The organism is Bradyrhizobium sp. Ash2021 (assembly GCF_031202265.1).
Taxonomy (GTDB): Bacteria; Pseudomonadota; Alphaproteobacteria; order Rhizobiales; family Xanthobacteraceae; genus Bradyrhizobium.
This window is the reverse complement of the sequence record NZ_CP100604.1, coordinates 4390402-4408480: the sequence shown is the minus strand read 5'-3', so window position 1 is coordinate 4408480 and position 18079 is coordinate 4390402. Positions and strand designations below refer to the sequence as shown.

General features: G+C 63.1%; 18 protein-coding genes. 14 read left to right on the top strand and 4 right to left on the bottom strand.

The window, feature by feature from the left end; translation table 11 throughout:
• The first annotated feature begins 40 nt into the window (after nt 1-40).
• The 9 genes from NL528_RS20940 (at nt 41) to NL528_RS20900 (ending at nt 9139) form a co-directional block, all read left to right on the top strand.
• A complete protein-coding gene (locus NL528_RS20940) occupies nt 41-1447 on the top strand; it encodes a M48 family metalloprotease (RefSeq protein ID WP_309184553.1) in 1407 nt (468 codons plus the stop codon).
• A 96-nt stretch (nt 1448-1543) separates the two neighbouring features.
• Nucleotides 1544-2311 (top strand): DsbA family protein, encoded by a 768-nt coding sequence (locus NL528_RS20935; RefSeq protein ID WP_309184552.1) that lies wholly within the window; start codon nt 1544-1546, stop codon nt 2309-2311.
• 249 nt (nt 2312-2560) lie between these two features.
• Entirely contained in the window at nt 2561-3340 is a 780-nt protein-coding gene (locus tag NL528_RS20930; RefSeq protein WP_309184551.1) for a DUF1236 domain-containing protein, read from the top strand.
• 232 nt (nt 3341-3572) lie between these two features.
• Nucleotides 3573-4040, top strand: a complete 468-nt coding sequence (gene aroQ / locus NL528_RS20925; protein ID WP_309184550.1) for a type II 3-dehydroquinate dehydratase — start codon at nt 3573-3575, stop codon at nt 4038-4040.
• Nucleotides 4041-4095: 55 nt separating this feature from the next.
• A complete protein-coding gene (gene accB / locus NL528_RS20920) occupies nt 4096-4587 on the top strand; it encodes an acetyl-CoA carboxylase biotin carboxyl carrier protein (protein ID WP_309184549.1) in 492 nt (163 codons plus the stop codon).
• A gap of 24 nt (nt 4588-4611) precedes the next feature.
• Nucleotides 4612-5961, top strand: coding sequence for an acetyl-CoA carboxylase biotin carboxylase subunit (gene accC / locus NL528_RS20915; RefSeq protein ID WP_309184548.1), 1350 nt, complete (start codon nt 4612-4614; stop codon nt 5959-5961).
• Nucleotides 5962-6087: 126 nt separating this feature from the next.
• Complete coding sequence (locus NL528_RS20910; RefSeq protein WP_309184547.1) at nt 6088-7620, top strand: CHASE3 domain-containing protein; 1533 nt, start codon at nt 6088-6090, stop codon at nt 7618-7620.
• A complete protein-coding gene (locus tag NL528_RS20905) occupies nt 7617-8057 on the top strand; it encodes a response regulator (protein ID WP_309184546.1) in 441 nt (146 codons plus the stop codon). Before NL528_RS20910 ends, NL528_RS20905 begins: the two co-directional genes overlap by 4 nt.
• On the top strand, nt 8054-9139 hold the full coding sequence (locus tag NL528_RS20900; RefSeq protein WP_309184545.1) for a response regulator: 1086 nt from the start codon (nt 8054-8056) through the stop codon (nt 9137-9139). The genes NL528_RS20905 and NL528_RS20900 overlap by 4 nt, the downstream gene beginning before the upstream one ends.
• On the opposite strand, the gene NL528_RS20895 is transcribed toward NL528_RS20900, so the two are convergent.
• Nucleotides 9136-10584: a DASS family sodium-coupled anion symporter gene (locus tag NL528_RS20895; RefSeq protein ID WP_309184544.1), complete on the bottom strand. Its 1449-nt coding sequence runs from the start codon at nt 10582-10584 to the stop codon at nt 9136-9138. The genes NL528_RS20900 and NL528_RS20895 overlap by 4 nt on opposite strands.
• Nucleotides 10585-10698: 114 nt before the next feature.
• On the opposite strand from NL528_RS20895, the gene aat reads away from it, so the two are divergent.
• Nucleotides 10699-11379, top strand: coding sequence for a leucyl/phenylalanyl-tRNA--protein transferase (gene aat, locus NL528_RS20890; RefSeq protein ID WP_309184543.1), 681 nt, complete (start codon nt 10699-10701; stop codon nt 11377-11379).
• Here the strand turns inward: aat and NL528_RS20885 are convergent.
• Nucleotides 11376-12374 (bottom strand): DUF2155 domain-containing protein, encoded by a 999-nt coding sequence (locus NL528_RS20885; RefSeq protein WP_309184542.1) that lies wholly within the window; start codon nt 12372-12374, stop codon nt 11376-11378. The two genes, aat and NL528_RS20885, sit on opposite strands and share 4 nt — an antisense overlap.
• 354 nt (nt 12375-12728) lie before the next feature.
• Here NL528_RS20885 and NL528_RS20880 point away from each other — a divergent pair, with 354 nt between their 5' ends.
• From NL528_RS20880 to NL528_RS20870, 3 genes are all read left to right on the top strand, one after another.
• The gene (locus NL528_RS20880) at nt 12729-13508 is read left to right on the top strand and encodes an SDR family NAD(P)-dependent oxidoreductase (protein ID WP_309184541.1); all 780 of its coding nucleotides are present in this window, start codon (nt 12729-12731) and stop codon (nt 13506-13508) included.
• A gap of 137 nt (nt 13509-13645) precedes the next feature.
• Nucleotides 13646-14593: an alpha/beta hydrolase gene (locus NL528_RS20875; protein WP_309184540.1), complete on the top strand. Its 948-nt coding sequence runs from the start codon at nt 13646-13648 to the stop codon at nt 14591-14593.
• Nucleotides 14594-14623: 30 nt separating this feature from the next.
• On the top strand, nt 14624-15862 hold the full coding sequence (locus NL528_RS20870) for a sodium:proton antiporter (RefSeq protein WP_309184539.1): 1239 nt from the start codon (nt 14624-14626) through the stop codon (nt 15860-15862).
• A gap of 76 nt (nt 15863-15938) precedes the next feature.
• Here NL528_RS20870 and NL528_RS20865 read toward each other — a convergent pair whose 3' ends face one another.
• Together NL528_RS20865 and NL528_RS20860 are read right to left on the bottom strand one after the other, a co-directional pair.
• Entirely contained in the window at nt 15939-16211 is a 273-nt protein-coding gene (locus NL528_RS20865) for a hypothetical protein (protein WP_309184538.1), read from the bottom strand.
• Nucleotides 16212-16326: 115 nt separating this feature from the next.
• A complete protein-coding gene (locus NL528_RS20860; RefSeq protein WP_309184537.1) occupies nt 16327-17265 on the bottom strand; it encodes a GlxA family transcriptional regulator in 939 nt (312 codons plus the stop codon).
• Between the two features lie 114 nt (nt 17266-17379).
• On the opposite strand from NL528_RS20860, the gene NL528_RS20855 reads away from it, so the two are divergent.
• Complete coding sequence (locus tag NL528_RS20855) at nt 17380-18066, top strand: DJ-1/PfpI family protein (protein ID WP_309184536.1); 687 nt, start codon at nt 17380-17382, stop codon at nt 18064-18066.
• The last annotated feature ends 13 nt before the right edge of the window (nt 18067-18079 follow it).

The following is an 18079-nucleotide window of genomic DNA, read 5'->3' as shown; positions in this document are numbered from 1 at the left end:
CCACCGCATATCGGCGCCGCCAATCTTTAAAAGACCGCACATGTTGCTTCGCATCGGCTTACGCAAAAAGACCTCGAAATGGACCGCACTGATGACCGCGACCGCACTGGCCGTGGCCCCGATGGCCGCGCCGGCTCAGGAGAACAAGGGCCCGCCGATCCTGCGCGACACCGAGTCCGAGCAATTGCTGCGCGAATACACCCGGCCGATCCTGCGCGCCGCCGGTCTGGAAAAGCAGAACATCCAGATGGTGATCATCAACGAGAGCGCCTTCAACGCTTTCGTCGCCGACGGCCGCCGCATCTTCGTCAATTACGGCGCGATCATGCAATCGGAGACCCCGAACCAGATCATCGGCGTGCTCGCGCACGAAACCGGCCACCTTGCCGGCGGCCATCTCGCCAAAATGCGCGAGCAGTTGGCGCAGGCGCAGACCCAGATGATCATCGCCATGCTGCTCGGCGCCGGCGCGATGGTCGCGGGCGTGCGAAGCGGCAATTCCAATAGCGGCCTGGCCAATGCCGGCGCCGCCGCTGTCGCCGGGCCGCAGGAAATGATCCGCCGCACCCTGATCTCCTATGTGCGCCAGCAGGAGGAGAACGCCGACAAGGCCGGCGTGAAGTTTTTGACGGCCACCGGCCAATCCGCCAGGGGCATGTACGAAACCTTCAAGCGCTTCACCAACGACAGCCTGTTCGCCGCGCACGGCGCGGACCCCTATGTTCAATCGCATCCGATGCCCGCGGAGCGGGTCGCAGCCCTCGAGGAATTGGCGCGCTCCAGCCCCTATTGGGACAAGAAAGACGACCCGGCCCTGCAAATGCGCCACGACATGGTGCGCGCCAAGATCTCCGCCTTCATGGAACGGCAGGACACGGTCTACCGGCGCTATCCGATGTCGAACACCAGCCTGCCCGCGCGCTACGCGCACGCCATCACGACCTATCTGCACGGCGATCTGCGCAGCGCGATCGCCCAGATCGACGGCTTGATTCAGCTGCAGCCCGCCAATCCCTATTTCTACGAATTGCGCGGCCAGGCGCTGCTGGAAGGCGGCAAGCCCGCGGAGGCGATCGCGCCGCTGCGCAAGGCGGTGCAGCTCTCGAACAACGCGCCGCTGATCGAGATGATGCTCGGGCAGGCGCTGGTGGCCACCGACAACAAGACCTATGCCGAGGAAGCGATCTCGATCCTGCGTGCCGCAGTGGCGCGCGAGAGCGAGGCGCCGCTTGGCTACACCCAGCTCGCCATGGCCTATGGCCGCAAGGGAGACTACGCCGAGGCCGATCTGGCCTCCGCCCAGGCCGCCTACCTGCGCGGCGACAACAAGACCGCGCGCGATCTGGCCTCGCGGGCCAAAACCCGCTTCGCCATCGGCACGCCCGGCTGGGTCAAAGCTGACGACATTGTGAGCGCCAAGCCGCTGCCGGGCCAGAAAAACAACTAGAAATAAACCGAGTTGAACTACAACCTGCTGTACCTGTTCCAAGAGCCGGCCTTCGCAAGAATTGCCGGGCGAAACCCGCCGCACAAGGATTTGCCAATGCCTGCTTTCCGTTTTCTCGCACCCGCCCTGTTCGCGCTCGCGCTCGGTGCGGCGCCGCTGTCCGCCTCCGCGCAGAGTTTTTCCGATACCCAGCGCGGCGACATCGAAACCATCGTCAAGAACTACCTGATCTCGCACCCCGAAGTGCTCGAAGAGGCGATGAATGAACTGAGCAAGCGTCAGGCCGCCGCTGAAGCCGAAAAGCACGAAGCGAGTGTCAGCAAGAATGCGGACGCGATCTTCAACTCACCGCGCGGTGTGACCCTTGGCAACAAGGATGGCGACGTCACCTTCGTCGAGTTCTTCGATTACAATTGCGGTTACTGCAAACGCGCCATGGCCGACATGCTCGACCTGATGAAGGCTGATCCCAAGCTGAAGGTCGTGCTCAAGGAATTCCCGGTGCTGAGCCAGGGCTCGGTCGAAGCGGCCCAGGTCGCGGTCGCCGTGCGCATGCAGGATCCGACCGGCAAGAAATATCTCGACTTCCATCAGAAGCTGCTCGGCGGTCGCGGCGCCGCCGACAAGGCGCGTGCCATGGCAGTTGCCAAGGAAGTCGGCCTCGACATGGCGAAGCTGGAAAAGGACATGGCGAGCCCGGAAGCGAAGGCGACGATCGAAGAGAACTTCAAGCTCGCCGAAGCCATGGGCATGAATGGCACGCCGAGCTACGTGATCGGCAAGCAGGTCGTGATCGGCGCGGTCGGCATCGAAAGCCTCAAGGAGAAGATCGGCGTCGCCCGCTGCGGCAAGGTGACCTGCTGACGCGCCGGCCTCGCAAGGGCCACTTCGTTCGACGATAGAAATCCGGCTGCCGCGCAGCCGGATTTTTTGTTGGACAAAACGCCGCGCAAACCGAACCGCCGGAACATTTCTGCGGTTTCAATTTCAGCTGAAATATCCGTTCACCGCGCATTCATAAAACAAGCGCGATGGAACCGTAAATAGTCAGGAACATCGTCGATCTCCTGTCGTTGTCGACGCGGGCAATGCATCCACGTGAGGAGATATTCGATGACTAATCGCTATTTGATTTCGGCTGCGGTGGCGGCTCTGATCGCTGGAACCGGCTTTGCGAATGCGCAGGGCACCGGAACGAGCCGTGAAAGCGCGCCGAGTGCCGCCCCAACCCAGCAGAGTGCTCCTGCAACGGAACACGCTGCGCCTTCCGCAGCACCGAAGAAAGACTCGGGCGCATCGACGGGCATGAAGGGTGCCGAATCCCAGGGAATGAAGGGCTCTGAGAACTCCGGCATGAAGGCCTCGGAATCCAACGAAAAGGCGCAGCCGGGAACGAGCACCAGCAAGAGCGCGCAAGACAACAATGCGATGCAGGGTCAGAAGTCGAAGGGCATGAGCTCTGAGAACGAGACCAAAGGCGGCAAGGACATGAAGGCCGAAAGCCGTGACAGCAAGAGCGGTACCACGAACGCCGCCGAAAGCCGCGACAGCAAGACAGGCAACATGAACGCCCAGACCAAGGGCACGACCGACTCGAGGTCGCAGACGACGACGGGCAACGCCGCCACTTCGGCGACCGCAGCCCCGCCGGCTGAAAAGCGCACCCAGATCGTTTCCGCCATCAAGTCGGAGAAGATCGAGGAGACGACCAACGTCAACTTCAACATCGCAGTCGGCACCGTGGTGCCGGCGACGGTTCGTTTCCATCCGCTTCCTGCCCGGATCGTGGAAATCTATCCGGAGTGGCGCGGCTACGATGTGATTTTCGTGCACGGCCAGTACATCATCGTGCGTCCGCAGACGCACGAGATCGTCTACATCATCGAAGGCTAAGAGCTTTTGAGCTCTCGGCGCGTTCGGGGCGGGCAGAAATGCCCGCCCCTTTTGCGTGGCGGCCGGGTATCCTCAAACTTTGGTTAACGAATGATTTCCGTAGGTTCCATGCGGCTTTTTACGAACCGGATGAAGCTCTTGGGGCCTATTCCACGGGGCTACGAGGCTTCCCCTAGCCTCCGTTGTTACCTATAACCCCGCGACCTACCCGCCCCCAATTACTGGAATCTGGATGGCCGAGGCCTCTACAGCGACTATTTATGTGCTCAACGGTCCGAACCTCAACATGCTGGGGACCCGCGAGCCCGAGACCTACGGCCATGCAAAGCTCGCCGATGTCGAGAAACTGTGCGCGGAGACCGCGACGCAATTCGGCCTCAAGGCCGATTGCCGGCAGTCCAATCGCGAAGGCGAGCTGATCGATTTCATCCACGAGGCGCATGCCAGCAAGGCTGTGGGCATCATCATCAATGCCGGCGGCTATTCCCACACCTCGATCGCGCTGCACGACGCGCTGGTCGCGGTGAAAATTCCAACTGTCGAAGTGCACATCAGCAACATTCACGCCCGCGAGAGTTTCCGGCATCATTCCTTCACCGCCAAAGCCGCCTTCGCTTCGCTTTGCGGCTTCGGCATCGACGGCTACCGGCTCGCGATCAACGGCCTTGCCGCCAAAATCGGCGCCAAAGCAAAAACCTGACATCAAAAGCCTGACGCGTCAGCCGTCACCACCCAGAGAATTCCGGATCAACAGCATGGCGAGCAAGCCTGACACCAAATCAGCCGCAAATTTCAAAAGCGACGACAGCGCGCTCATTCGCGAACTCGCTTTGCTGCTGGACGAGACCAGTCTCACCGAAATCGAGATCGAGCGCGCCGGTCTTCGGGTGCGGGTCGCACGCAACATCTCAATCGCGGCCTCGATGCCGGCGAACTTCCAGCCGGGCGTTTCGGCGTCTGCGGCTTCGGCCGCATCCGCTGCGCCCGCCGCTGCCACCGACCTGGCAAAACACCCGGGCGTTGTGCCCTCGCCGATGGTCGGCACCGCCTATTGGTCGCCCGAGCCCGGCGCCAAGCCATTCATCGAGGTCGGCAGCAAGGTATCGGCCGGACAAACGCTTTTGATCATCGAAGCGATGAAAACGATGAACCAGATTCCGTCGCCGCGCGCGGGCACCGTAACGCAAATTCTCGTCGAGGACGGCCAGCCGGTCGAATTCGGCGAACCGCTGGTCATCATTGAATAGAATTCGTCAACGTCAGGCGCTGCGATGTTCGACAAGATACTCATAGCCAATCGCGGCGAAATCGCCCTGCGCGTGCTGCGCGCGTGCAAGGAACTCGGCATCTCCACCGTTGCCGTGCATTCCACCGCCGACGCCGACGCGATGCATGTGCGGCTTGCCGACGAAAGCGTCTGCATCGGGCCGCCGCCGTCAAAGGACAGCTATCTCAACATCCCCGCGCTGCTCGCGGCGTGCGAGATCACCGGCGCCGATGCGGTGCATCCCGGCTACGGCTTCCTGTCCGAGAATGCCCGCTTCGCCGAAATCCTCGCCGAGCATAACCTGCATTTCATCGGCCCGAAGGCCGAGCACATCCGCCTGATGGGCGACAAGATCGAAGCCAAGAAAACCGCGAAGAGGCTCGGCATTCCCGTGGTGCCGGGCTCGGACGGCGGTGTCGGATCCGACGACGACGCGATGGCGATCGCGGAGGCGATCGGCTTTCCCGTGCTGGTAAAGGCTGCCGCCGGGGGCGGCGGGCGCGGCATGAAGGTCGCGCAGACGGCCGACGATCTGATGATGGCGCTGTCGACCGCATCCAACGAGGCCAAGTCCGCGTTCGGCGATGCCTCGGTCTATCTGGAAAAATACCTGCAGAAGCCCCGCCACATCGAAATCCAGGTGCTCGGCGACGGCCGCGGCGGCGCGATCCATCTCGGTGAGCGCGACTGTTCGCTGCAGCGGCGTCACCAGAAAGTCTGGGAGGAAGGCCCCTCGCCGGTTCTCGCCGCCGCCGCCCGCGCCAAAATCGGGGCGACCTGCGCCAAGGCGATGCAGGACATGAAATATCTCGGCGTCGGCACCATCGAATTTCTGTTCGAGGACGGCGAGTTCTATTTCATCGAAATGAATACCCGCATCCAGGTCGAGCATCCCGTCACCGAGATGATCACCGATATTGACCTCGTGCTCGAGCAGATCCGCATCGCCGCCGGCGGCGACCTGCCGGCGACGCAAGACGAGATCCAGATCATCGGTCATGCCATCGAATGCCGGGTCAACGCCGAAAATCCGCAGACCTTCCGGCCGTCGCCTGGAAAGATCACACAATTCCATCCGCCCGGCGGGCTCGGCGTGCGGATCGATTCGGCCGTGTATCAGGGCTACGTCATCCCGCCCTATTACGACTCGCTGGTCGGCAAGCTGATCGTCCATGGCAAGACCCGCGGCGAATGCCTGATGCGGCTGCGCCGGGCGCTGGATGAGATGGTGGTCGAGGGCATCGAAACCACCCTGCCGCTGTTTCGGGCCCTGGTGCGGGAGCCCAGCATTATCGATGGCGACTACCATATCCACTGGCTGGAGCAGTACCTGGCCGGCCAGCCGGTCGGTTGAACCGGCCTCGAAAACAATCACCGCCCTATGGAACCAATTGCCTGAGCAGGCGTTTTGCCCGGCCCGGGAAATCCTTCCCGTCCGGGGGATCGCTTGAATTCCACTGCTTCATGACGCGAGACTGTTGTGACGCCTGACGCCATGCGCCGGCGCGCAATCGGCCAGATCCTGCTGCTTGCGGCGGGGCTTGTGGTGCTGACGGTTATCAGCGCTGGCTCGGTCTATCTGGTAAACAGGGCGCGGGAGGACGCGCGCTGGGTGGTTCGCACCGTTGAAAATGAAAATCAGATATCCTTCACGCAACTGCAATTGCGCCGGGCCGAAAGCGCTCAGCGCGGCTTTGTTCTGACATTGCAGCCCAATTTTCAAACCGATTTCGAGGAGGCCGCATCCCAGATTCCGCCGGCACTAACGCGGCTGAGTGAACTCACCAGCGACAATCCGACTCAAAGGCGGGTTCTGGACCAGATGATTCCACTCAGCCATCAGCGCATCGAGGAATTCCGCAAGACCATCGAACTTGCGCGGACCCAGCGCCTGAACGACGCCGCCCAGATCGTCCGCGAGGACGTTGGCCGCGCCGCCATGAACCACATCTACGATCTGGCGGGCGAGATGCGTGCCGAAGAAGATCGTCTGTTTGTCCTGCGCACGACCAACGCCGACCGCAGTCAGACCCTGGCGGCATCGATGACCGGCATCGGTTCGGGTTTCGTTGTCGTCCTGGCCGGCATCTCCATTTTTCTGGTGCGGCGCTCTTCGCGCGCACGCGACGAAGCCGAAGCATTGCTGCGCGACAACAATATCAATCTCGAGGCCACCGTCGATGAGCGCACCGCGGATCTGCGCGAGGCCAATGACGAGATCCAGCGTTTCGCTTACATCGTCAGCCACGATCTGCGCTCGCCGCTGGTGAACATCATGGGCTTCACCAGCGAGCTCGAGGAATTGCGCGGCGATATCTTCAAGCGGATCGCGGCGCTTGCCCGTGCCGGGACCTCGGCGCCGCCGGTGCCGGACAATGCGACCGATAGCGCCGAACCCGTGCTCGAAGGCACCGACAAGCAACTGTCGGAAGATTTCACCGAGGCGCTGGGATTCATCAAATCCTCGATCGGCAAGATGGACCGGCTGATATCGGCAATTCTCAACCTCACCCGCGAGGGACGGCGCGAATTCCAGCCCGTGCGCATCGATACCCGCGAACTGATCGAAGGCATCGTTGCAACCGTGGCGCATCAGGCCGCGGAAGCCGATGCTCAAATCCGCATCGAGCCGCTGCCGAACATTGTCAGCGACCGTCTTGCGCTGGAGCAGATCTTCTCCAATTTGATCGATAATGCGCTCAAATATCTCAAGAGCGGGGTTCCCGGCGACATCCTGATCCGGGGCCGCACCAAGCTTGGCTTTGCGATTTTCGATGTCTCCGACAATGGGCGCGGCATCGATCCCAAGGACCACCAGCGGATCTTCGACCTGTTCCGTCGCGCGGGAACCCAGGACAAACCCGGACAAGGCATCGGCCTTGCGCATGTCCGCGCGCTGGTGCGGCGGTTAGGCGGAACCATGTCGGTGGCATCGGAGCTTCACACCGGCAGCACATTCACGATAACACTGCCGATCAACTGGACATTCAGCAACCGGAACAAGGCGTCATGAGCAAGCCAGTCACCATCATCATGATCGAGGACGATGAGGGCCATGCCCGCCTGATCGAACGCAATATCCGGCGCTCCGGTGTCAATAACGAGATCATGCCGTTCACCAACGGTACAGACGCGGTGAACTATTTGTTCGGCAGCGACGGCACGGGACTCAATCACAAGGGCGAGGCTCTGCTGATCCTGCTTGACCTCAACCTGCCGGACATGACCGGCATCGATATCTTGCGGCGGGTCAAGGACAACAAATATTTGAAGGCGACGCCGGTCGTGGTTCTGACCACGACCGACGATTCCCAGGAAATCAAGCGCTGCTACGAACTCGGCTGCAACGTCTACATCACCAAGCCGGTGAATTATGAAAGCTTTGCCAACGCCATTCGCCAGCTCGGCCTGTTCTTTTCCGTCATTCAGGTACCACCCGCCGCCACATGAACACCGCAACGCCGACATTGCTGTATATCGATGACGACGCGGCGCTTGCCCGGCTGGTCGACCGCGGCCTGACGCGACAAGGTTTTAGGGTCGTCCATGCCGCCAGCGGACATGAGGGGCTCGCGCGCCTGGCGCAAGGCGGCATCGACGTCGTCGCCCTCGACCAGTACATGCCCGGTCTCGACGGTCTGGAAACGCTCGAGCAGATACTGAAGATTCCGGACGCGCCGCCGGTGGTGTTCGTCACCGCCTCGCAGGATTCGGCGATCGCGGTCACCGCGTTGAAGGCGGGTGCGGTGGACTATCTGGTCAAGGATGCCCAGGGCGATTTCATTCCGCTGCTCCACGTCGCCGTCAACGGCGCGATGCGGCAGGCGCAAATTCAAAGGGCCCGCGACGAGGCCGAGGCCGAGGTCCACGCCTCGCGCGACCGCTACGCAGCACTGGCAGCCGAACGCGAAGTGCTGTTGCGCGAAGTCAACCACCGCGTCGGCAATTCTTTGCAGATCATCGCTTCGCTACTGCACCTGCAGGCGAATTCGAGCACGCAGGACGGCGTCAAGGAGGCGCTGACCAACGCGATGGGACGCGTCGCCGCGGTCGCCCAGGTCCACCGCCGGCTCTACACCTCGCACGACCTGAAGAGCGTGCTGCTGAACCAGTATCTGGACGCCCTGCTGGAAGATCTCAGGCGGTCGGCCGAAGGCAACCGGATGTCGCGGCTGACGCTGAAGGCAGAGCCGATCGATATCGACCCGGATCGCGCGGTGGCGATCGGCATCATCGTCAACGAGCTGGTGATGAACGCGGTGAAATACGCCTACCCCGACGGCGCCGGCCCCATCCATATCGAACTCAAGGCCCAGGGCGACGATCTCGTGCTGTCGATCGCCGACGACGGCGTCGGCCTCGACGCCAAGGCCGATCCGCGCGGCACCGGCATGGGCCAGCGCATCGTCTCGGCGATGGCCGCCAAGCTGGAAGCAACCGTTGAACGCGATTCCGCCCATCAGGGGACCCGGATCGTGCTGCAATTCCGCCGCGCCAATGCGGCGAAATCCGCAAACGTGGCCGCCGGTTAAAAGCCGATGAACCGCAGCCACGGCAGCACGATCAACAGCAGGCCCGCAAAATAGATCACCCCAAAAATCAGGCCGAATTTCCAGAAATCGCGCTTGCCGATGTAACCGCTGCCGAAATACATCGGCGCCGGTCCCGTGGCATAGGGCGAGATCACGCCCATCAGCCCCAGCGAATACACGCACAGCAGCATCAAGGTTGGCACCGACAGGCCGGGAATGCTGGTGCCGACGGCGAGCACGACCGGCAATACGGCGGCCGTGTGCGAGGTGATGCTGGAAAAGAAATAGTGGATCCAGAAGAAGAACGACACCAGCAGGATCATGCCCATCAGCGGCGACACGCTGGCCAGCGGCTTGGCGTAGCCCTCCGCCACCCATTTGATGAATCCGATCTCGTTCAGGCCGGACGACAGCGTCAGCAGCGAAGTGAAATAGAAGAACACTTCCCAGGCGCTCTTCTCAGCGACGATGTCGTCGAAATCGATCACACCCGTGACCAGCATCAGCGAGATCACCACGAACACCACCATGGTCGGGTTGATGAAGTTGGCACCTAACAGCGGCAGGCTGATGGTGGGATTGGAGCCGCAGATCCACAGAAACATCGCCAGCAGCACCAAGGCTGCCATGATCCATTCGCTGCGCGACGGCGGCCCCATGGCGGCGATTTCGCCGGCACTCCAGGTGACGATTTCCGGGCTTTCCTTCACCTCCGGCCGGCACACGATGTAGCTCAGCAACGGCACCAGCAGCAGCAACAGGATTCCGAGCGGCGCAAACCCGAAGAACCATTGCGACCAGCCGATGTCGACATTGACGATCTTTTTGGCGATCGAGAGCGCGGCGGCATTCGGCGCCAGCGCGGTCAGGAACAGCGAGCTCGTGACCGCCGTGGTCGCAAACGCCGTCCACATCACATAGGTGCCGATCAGGCCGGCGGTCGGCCCGGGTTCGGAACCGTAGATCCTGGGAATGTTGCTAGCGATCGGATAGATCGTGCCGCCTGAGCGCGCGGTGTTGGACGGTGTCGCTGGCGCCAGCACAAGGTCGGAGAAGGCGACCGCATAACCGAGGCCGATGGTGCGGCGGCCGAGCGCGCGCACCAGCATCAGAGCGAGCCGCCGGCCGAGCCCGCTCTTGCGGTAACCGATCGAGAACACGAAGGCGCCGACGATCAGCCACACCGTGCTTTCGGAAAACCCGCCCAGCATCCAGCGCAGCGATTTGTTGGGATCGGGTTCGACATACCCCATCACGCCCGCGACCGTCAGGCCGATCAGGCCGACCGCGCCGACCGGCATCGATTCCAGGATCAGGCCGGCGATCACGGCCGCAAATATCGCAAAATAGCGCCACTGATTGAGATTGAGGCCGGCCGGTACCGGCACCAGATAGATCGCAAGCCAGATCGCCAGCGGCGCGATGGTCTTCCAGGTAATTTTCACGAATTCCCCCTTGCTCCCGACCGGCGATCACGGCGGCTTCCCCCGATGTTCCGGCCGCGCCGCCTTTTTTTCGACCGTAGCATAGGCCCTCGACGTCCTGCTATTCTGGGGCCCATGACGTCGCGCGACTCCGCCTCTTCCGAAATCACGCCCGAAGTGCTGCTGCGCGCCTATGCCTGCGGTATCTTCCCGATGGCCGAAAGCGCCGACGACCCCACGCTGTTCTGGGTCGAGCCGGAAACGCGCGGGGTGATCCCGCTCGATGGTTTTCGCGTCGCCTCGCGCCTCGCCCGCACGGTGCGTTCCGACGCCTTCACGGTCACCGTCGATACCGCCTTCAAGGCGGTCATCGCCGGCTGCGCGGCGCCGCAGGCCGGCCGTGACGACACCTGGATCAACACGCGGATCCGCGACCTCTATCTCGGGCTGTACCAGCTCGGACACTGCCACAGCGTCGAGGTCTGGCAGAACGGCGATCTGGCCGGCGGCCTATACGGCGTCAGCCTGGGGCGCGCCTTCTTCGGCGAGAGCATGTTTCACCGCGCCCGCGACGCCTCGAAAGTGGCGCTGGTGCATCTGGTGGCGCGGCTGATCGCGGGCGGGTTCGAGCTGCTCGACACCCAGTATGTCACCGAGCACCTGCGCAGTTTTGGCGCCGCGGAAATTTCGCGCCGCCGCTATCGCACGCTGCTCGACAAGGCGATCACGGGCGTATCCGCGGATTTCCTGCGATTGCCGGCGACCCATCCGGTCAAGGGCGCCGACGCGCTCGCGATTATCGCGAACCGCAGCTAGTTCCCGAACAATCCACCGAACAGCCCACCGGGCCGCTGCGCCGGCGGAGGTGGCGGCGGCGGTTGCTGCTGGAATTGCGGCTGCGGCGGCGGACGCGGCGCTGCCTGCTTCGGCGCCGGCGGGCGCTTCTGCGCCGGCGGCGGCGCCACGGCCTTCGGCAGATCGGGTGCTGCGGTGACGATGGTCTGGTCGGGGACTTTGCAGTCGGTCAGCCAGATATCGTAGATCGGATGCTCGACGCCGTGCAGGCCGGGGCTCGCGGCATACATCCAGCCGGAGAAAATCCGCTTCACCTCGCCCTGCAGCGTGATCTCGTCGACCTCGACGAAGGCGTCGGTATTGGCGGCCTCGGTCGCCGGACGCGTGTAGCAGGCGTCGGTTTTCACCCGCAGCGCGCCGAACTGGACGGTCTCGCCGATATCCTCGTCGAAATTGATGATGCGTCCGGTGATCTTGTCGAGGCCGGAAAAGCTCGCCTTCTTGTTGGTGACCTTCGATGCGGGGGGCTCGGATACCACCTCATCGCCCGGCTGCAGGGTCGCCGGCGCCCCAGGCACGCTCTTGGGCTGGCGCTGCCCGGGCGGCAATCCCGGCAACGGATTGGCCGATGGCGGCGCATTGGCCACGCCCGGACCGGCCGGCCCGCCCGGCTGCGGCGGCGCTACCGCGATGCCCGGCGGCGTATTTTGCGGAATCACGGTGGTACCGGGCGGTGGCGCCAGCGGCTGCGACTGGACGCTTCCCGGTGGCGGCACGCCCTGCCCCGGCAGCGGCCGGTTCGGCGTCGGCAACAGCCGGCCGCGCGGCAATTCGGGCACTTCCTCGTCGTCGTCGGGGGGCGGCTGCGGCTGACCGGCACGGGGGATCGCACCGGGCGGGCGCGGCGCGGGATCGGAAAAGATATTGCCGATCTGCGCGCGCGCCGGAGGCGCAAGCGAGAGTGTTGTGGCGGCAATCAGGGCCGCGAAACCAGTCAGGGCAATGGTTCGAAACATCTCGCGCGGCTTTAACAGGCGAATCGGGCTCGCGACATACAATCATATCCGCCGCTCGCGTGCCCTCCGGTTAACACGCCGAATACGGCGGGGAAAGGGCGGCTTCCGGCCCTGCCCGCCGCCCAAAAAGCGTTTTCGAGCGAAAGCCTGTCCCGCACTTGATGCGGGATGGGTACCGGTTCGTGTGAAGAAAACACGTCAACACAACAATCTAGCGTTCGGTTCTGCTTCAAGAACCGGGCTCTGGTCAGCCCGCGCCACAAATGAAATAGTCGCCCCTGTCGAGCGTTCGCGCTGCCCAGCGCCGAAATCAGAAGAATCCGGGACAACCGGAGGAGCCAAAGGACCCCTGACATGACCGATCGAATTCGTCTGGACGGCAAGGTCGCCGTTGTAACCGGGGCTGCCGGCGTCATCGGAACCGCGACCATTCACCTGTTGGCCGAACGCGGTGCGCGTATTGTCGCAGTCGACCGCAGGGAGCCAGATCTTGCGGCCGCGATTGCCGACCTGCCGGCTTCGGCGCAGGCGCTGGCGGTCGCCGCCGACGTCACACGTGAAGAGGAGGTCGCCGACTATGTCCGGGCTGCGGTCGACAGGTTCGGCACCATCGACGTGTTCTACAACAACGCCGGCATCGAAGGCGACATCAAGCCGATCCCGGAATATTCGCTGGAGAGCTTTCGCCGGGTGCTCGACGTCAACGTGGTCGGCGTCTTCCTCGGCATGAAGCACGTGCTGCCGGTGATGCTGAAGCAGAACAAGGGCAGCATCATCAACACCGCCTCGATCGCGGGCCTGATGGGCTCGCCGCACATCGCGGTCTACAGCGCCAGCAAGCACGCGGTGATCGGGCTGACCAAGAGCGCGTCGTGGGAATGCACGGGCACCGGCGTGCGCGTCAATTGCGTCTGCCCGGGATTGATCGACAGCCGGATGTTGAGTGCGATCATGCAGGGGCGCAATGGCGGCAACGCGCCGCCGCCCAATGACAAGATCGTGGAGCGGATTCCGGCGCGACGGCTGGGACAGGCTTCCGAGGTCGCCTCCATCGTGGCGTTCCTCGCCTCCGATGAAGCCAGTTACGTCTCGGGCTCGGCCTACACCGTCGACGGCGGCCGCACCGCCGCCTAGGGTAACCGTCATTCCGGGGCGCATCGAAGATGCGAACCCGGAATCTCGAGATTCTCAGATGCGCAATTGCGCATCATAGTTCGATGCTGCGCATCGCCCCGGAATGACAAGTTCTAAACACCAGAGGTCTTCGCACAATGCCCGTTACGCTCGATCCCGATGCCGCCGCCGTCTACAAGGCATTCCAGGAAGCCGGCCGCCCGCCCTATGAGAACGGGACGCCGGCGGAAGCGCGCGAGCTCTATCTGAAGGGTCGCGTCGTCTCCAATCCCGAGCCGCCCGAACTGGCAGAGGTCAAGCCGCTTTCGATCCCCGCACCCCACGGCGCGATCCCGGCCCGCCTCTACACGCCGAAGAATTTGCGCAACGCCAATGGCGCAGCGCCCTGCCTCGTGTTCTACCACGGCGGCGGCTGGGTGATCGGCGATCTGGACTCGCACGACGTGGTCTGTCGCAAACTCGCGCATGAAGGCGAATTGATCGTCATCTCCGTCGATTACCGGCTCGCCCCCGAGCACAAATTCCCCGCCGCCGTCGACGACGCCATCTCAGCGGCGAAATGGATCGCCGACAACGCCAAAGCGCTCGGAATCGACACTCGGCGATTGATGGTCGGCGGCGACAGCGCCGGCGGCAATCTCGCCGCGGTGGTCGCACTCGCCGCCCGCGACGGCGATGGACCAGCGATCGCCGGCCAGGTCCTGATCTATCCCGCCACCGACTTTGCGATGGCGCATCCCTCGCATCGCGAGCCCGAGACCAGCATCCTCTTGACCCACTCCGTGATCAAATGGTTCTGCAACCATTATCTCAGCGGCGCCGCCGACATTCATGACTGGCGCGCCTCCCCCGCGCGCGCGAAAACGCTGGTCGGATTGCCGCCGGCCTATGTGCTGACCGCCGGCGCCGATCCTTTGCGCGACGAAGGCGACGAATTTGCCGCCCGGCTCAGGCAAGCCGGCGTGCCCGTGACCTACAAGCACTTTCCCGGCCAGTTCCACGGCTTCTTCACGATGGGCAAGCTTCTCAATCAGGCCAATGTCGCGGCCAGCGAAATCGGCGTATGGCTGAAGGCGCTGAACTGATCGCCAGCTTTTTGTGACGGACGCAACGCATTGGAAGCATCGGCCTCTATCGAAATAGCCAAACATACGCTGCTGTCCTGCGGGCTCATTCTGGCGATCGGTACGCTCGCCAGCCTGCTGGCGCAGAAGATCAGGATTCCTGACGTCGCGGTGTTCCTGATTACGGGGATCGCGATTGGCCCGCAGGCGCTTGGTTTCGTGCATATCGGCGCGGAATCGGCGCTGAACCAGATCATCCTGCTGTTCGGCGCCAGCTACATTTTGTTCGATGGCGGCGCGACGCTGCGCTTTGCGGTGCTGAAGCAGGTCTGGATCACCATTGTCGTGATCGCGACCATCGGGGTCGTCATCACCGCCGGGATCACCGGCCTCGCCGCGCATTTCATCCTCGGCATTCCCCCGATCGTCGCATTGCTGCTCGGCGCGACGCTGGCCTCGACCGATCCGGCGACGCTGGTGCCGATCTTCCGCCAGGTCCGGATTCGCGACCGGGTGGCACAGACCGTGATGAGCGAGTCCGCGTTCAACGACGCGATGGGCGCGATCCTGACCTTCAGCATCCTGGCGGTGGCAACGGGAAGCGGCTCGTTCTCGTTGACGGCGTCATTGCTCGGTCTGCTCGAGCAATCCGTCATCGGCATCGTCGCCGGCATCGTACTTGGCTATCTCGCCGCGCTGCTGATCGCGCATGAGAAGATGGCCTTTCTCGCCGAATACGCGCCAGTCGTGACACTGGTCGCCGTGATCGCCGCCTATTTCGCCGCCGATGGCCTGCACGCCTCAGGTTTGATGGCAGTATTCGTATTCGGCATCATGCTCGGCAACAAGGAAACTTTCGGCTTCAAGATGGAAGCCGGCGAGGCGCAAAAGCTCGACGAGTTCGTACTGACCACGGCGTTCATCCTGCGCCTGTTCATTTTCATCCTGCTGGGTGCACAGGTCGATTTCACTCTGATGGAAAAATACTGGCTCGGTGGCACCGCCGTCGTCACGGTGCTGATGCTGGTCGCCCGCCCCGCGACTGTGTTCCTGTGCGCGTGGCCCGATCGCCGCGCGCGCTGGAGTTTTGCCGAAATGCTGTTCATGTGCTGGACGCGCGAGACCGGCGTCATTCCGGCGGCACTCGCCGGGCTGCTGCTCGGCATGAAAGCGCCCGGCGCGCAGATGATCGCGTCGGTGACTTTCATCGCGATCCTGATGACGATCCTGATCCAGGCCTCGACCACGGAATGGCTGGGACGCAGGCTCGGACTATTGGAGAAGAACTAGCGGCGGCGTTACGTCCTCCCCGACCTCGCCACCGCGGGTTTGCGGATGCGATCCTGCGATCCGATGTTCACTTCGTTCAGATCGAAAATCCACCAAAGACGACGAACATATGCGTGGCTTGCCAGAACCAGTGCCCTCCATCACGCGCGGCTTGCAGGCTGAAAAACCGTTTGTTCCAGCTGACATCGTGGGCGAAACGAATGTTCTCGAGCTTGAAATCATCCTGCCGTTGCTTCCATTTCTTTGCCCAGGCCAGGTGCGCCTCGTCGAGTTGCTGCCGAAGTTTGGTGACCTCGATCGAATAGCTGGACGGAAAGAGAATGCTGAAGGTCATCGAACTGCCGATCATCACGCGATCTCTTCGGCTTCACGGACCATCTTCAGTGGGCTCCAAGCATGTCAGAAGAATTCCCAGCGCGGCTCACGCCTTGCATACGATAGCTCAAATCCCGGGTTGATTGAAACTACCCAGCCCTCGCCGCGCGGCGCAGCGATTGCGGGGGCTGACCGAAAGCGCGGATGAAGGCGCGGCGCATCCGCTCCGGATCGCGAAAGCCGGTGGTTTCGGCGACGCGTTCGATCGCCTCTGAGGAGGATTGCACGCGCTGCCGCGCCACCTCGATCCGCAACCGCTCCACCGCCTTCGACGGCGTGGTGCCGGTCTCCGCGATGAAGGCGCGGGTAAAGTGCCGCGAACTCATGCCGGCCTGCTCGGCCATGTCCTCGACGGACAACGGCGCATCGAGATGTTCGCGCGCCCACGCCAGCAGCGGGCCGAACCGGCCCGTCGGCGCCTTCAATTCCAAAAGCGAGGAGAATTGCGACTGGCCACCGCTGCGGCGGTGGTAGAGCACGAGCTGGCGCGCAGTCTTCTGCGCGATGTCGTCGCCATAGTCCTCCGCGATCATGGCCAGCGACAGGTCGATGCCCGCGGTGATGCCGGCCGAACTCCAGATATTGCCGTCGCGGACGAAGATCTGGTCGGGCTCGAGCTTCACCTTCGGATAGGCTTTGAGAAAATGCCGGGTTCGCTGCCAATGGGTGGTAGCACGACGGCCGTCGAGCAGACCGGCTTCGGCGAGGATATAGGCCCCGGAGCAGACGCTGGCGACGCGAACGCCACGTCTGGCGATCGAACGCACGAAGGCCAGCGTCTTCGGGCAAATCGCCGGCCCGCGGCTGCCTTCTCCGCCGGCCACGATCAGCGTGGTGATCGCACCCGATGGTTTGAGACCGCGCGCCATCATCTCGACGCCGGACGAACTGCGTACCGGCCCCGGCGTGACCGCGACAACCCTGATGTCGGGCGCATTGTTGGCAAAGCGCGCGGCGATCTCGAACACCGAGATCGGGCCGGCGGCATCGAGCAACTGGAAATCGGGAAAGATGAGGACGCCGATCATGATTTTGGCCCAATCCTTGATTTGAAGATGTCCTGAAATGAGGGAAATATGGCATTTCGGACAAGAGGCGATCATGACAGGATGGCAAGGTCAAGCAATATTTGGAGGCTCGTGATGTCGGCACCGCTTCAGATTGGTCTCGTGCTATTCCCGAAGGTGACGCAACTCGACTTCACCGGACCGCTGCAGGTGTTCTCCAGCATACCCGGCGCCAAGGTGCATTTGATCTGGAAGCGGATCGAGCCCGTCGCCAGCGACTCCGTCATGATGCTGACGCCGACCGTCAGCTTTGCCGATTGCCCGCAACTCGATGTGATCTGCGTGCCCGGCGGGCTCGGCACTGACGACATGATCAACGACGAGGAGATGCTGGCCTTCCTGCGCCAGCAGGCGGAGGGGGCGCAGTACGTCACCTCGGTCTGCACGGGATCGCTGGTGCTGGGCGCAGCCGGCCTGCTCCGGGGTTATCGCGCGGCGACGCACTGGACCGCGATGGATTTTCTCTCGGCGTTTGGCGCGATCCCGACCAAGACCCGCGTCTGCATCGATCGTAACCGCATCACCGGCGGCGGCGTCACCGCAGGCATCGACTTCGCGCTGACGCTGGTGTCGCAGCTCGTCGACCGCAAGACCGCGGAGGCGATCCAGCTCCGGATCGAATACAACCCGGCGCCGCCGTTCAACGCCGGCTCGCCGGACACGGCGCCGGCAGAAGTTCTCGCGTTCATGAAAGAACGGATCGCGCCGGGCCAGGCCCGCCGCGGCGAGATGATTGCGCGTGCCGCCGCACGCTTGGCGTAACGCAACTCGGTTT

What these genes read in the sequence shown, in the direction of transcription:
- NL528_RS20940 (WP_309184553.1), top strand. Translation starts at nt 41, where the DNA reads ATGTTGCTTCGCATCGGCTTACGCAAAAAGACCTCGAAATGGACCGCA.
- NL528_RS20935 (WP_309184552.1), top strand. Translation starts at nt 1,544, where the DNA reads ATGCCTGCTTTCCGTTTTCTCGCACCCGCCCTGTTCGCGCTCGCGCTC.
- NL528_RS20930 (WP_309184551.1), top strand. Translation starts at nt 2,561, where the DNA reads ATGACTAATCGCTATTTGATTTCGGCTGCGGTGGCGGCTCTGATCGCT.
- aroQ (WP_309184550.1), top strand. Translation starts at nt 3,573, where the DNA reads ATGGCCGAGGCCTCTACAGCGACTATTTATGTGCTCAACGGTCCGAAC.
- accB (WP_309184549.1), top strand. Translation starts at nt 4,096, where the DNA reads ATGGCGAGCAAGCCTGACACCAAATCAGCCGCAAATTTCAAAAGCGAC.
- accC (WP_309184548.1), top strand. Translation starts at nt 4,612, where the DNA reads ATGTTCGACAAGATACTCATAGCCAATCGCGGCGAAATCGCCCTGCGC.
- NL528_RS20905 (WP_309184546.1), top strand. Translation starts at nt 7,617, where the DNA reads ATGAGCAAGCCAGTCACCATCATCATGATCGAGGACGATGAGGGCCAT.
- NL528_RS20900 (WP_309184545.1), top strand. Translation starts at nt 8,054, where the DNA reads ATGAACACCGCAACGCCGACATTGCTGTATATCGATGACGACGCGGCG.
- aat (WP_309184543.1), top strand. Translation starts at nt 10,699, where the DNA reads ATGACGTCGCGCGACTCCGCCTCTTCCGAAATCACGCCCGAAGTGCTG.
- NL528_RS20885 (WP_309184542.1), bottom strand. Translation starts at nt 12,374, where the DNA reads ATGTTTCGAACCATTGCCCTGACTGGTTTCGCGGCCCTGATTGCCGCC.
- NL528_RS20880 (WP_309184541.1), top strand. Translation starts at nt 12,729, where the DNA reads ATGACCGATCGAATTCGTCTGGACGGCAAGGTCGCCGTTGTAACCGGG.
- NL528_RS20875 (WP_309184540.1), top strand. Translation starts at nt 13,646, where the DNA reads ATGCCCGTTACGCTCGATCCCGATGCCGCCGCCGTCTACAAGGCATTC.
- NL528_RS20865 (WP_309184538.1), bottom strand. Translation starts at nt 16,211, where the DNA reads ATGATCGGCAGTTCGATGACCTTCAGCATTCTCTTTCCGTCCAGCTAT.
- NL528_RS20860 (WP_309184537.1), bottom strand. Translation starts at nt 17,265, where the DNA reads ATGATCGGCGTCCTCATCTTTCCCGATTTCCAGTTGCTCGATGCCGCC.
- NL528_RS20855 (WP_309184536.1), top strand. Translation starts at nt 17,380, where the DNA reads ATGTCGGCACCGCTTCAGATTGGTCTCGTGCTATTCCCGAAGGTGACG.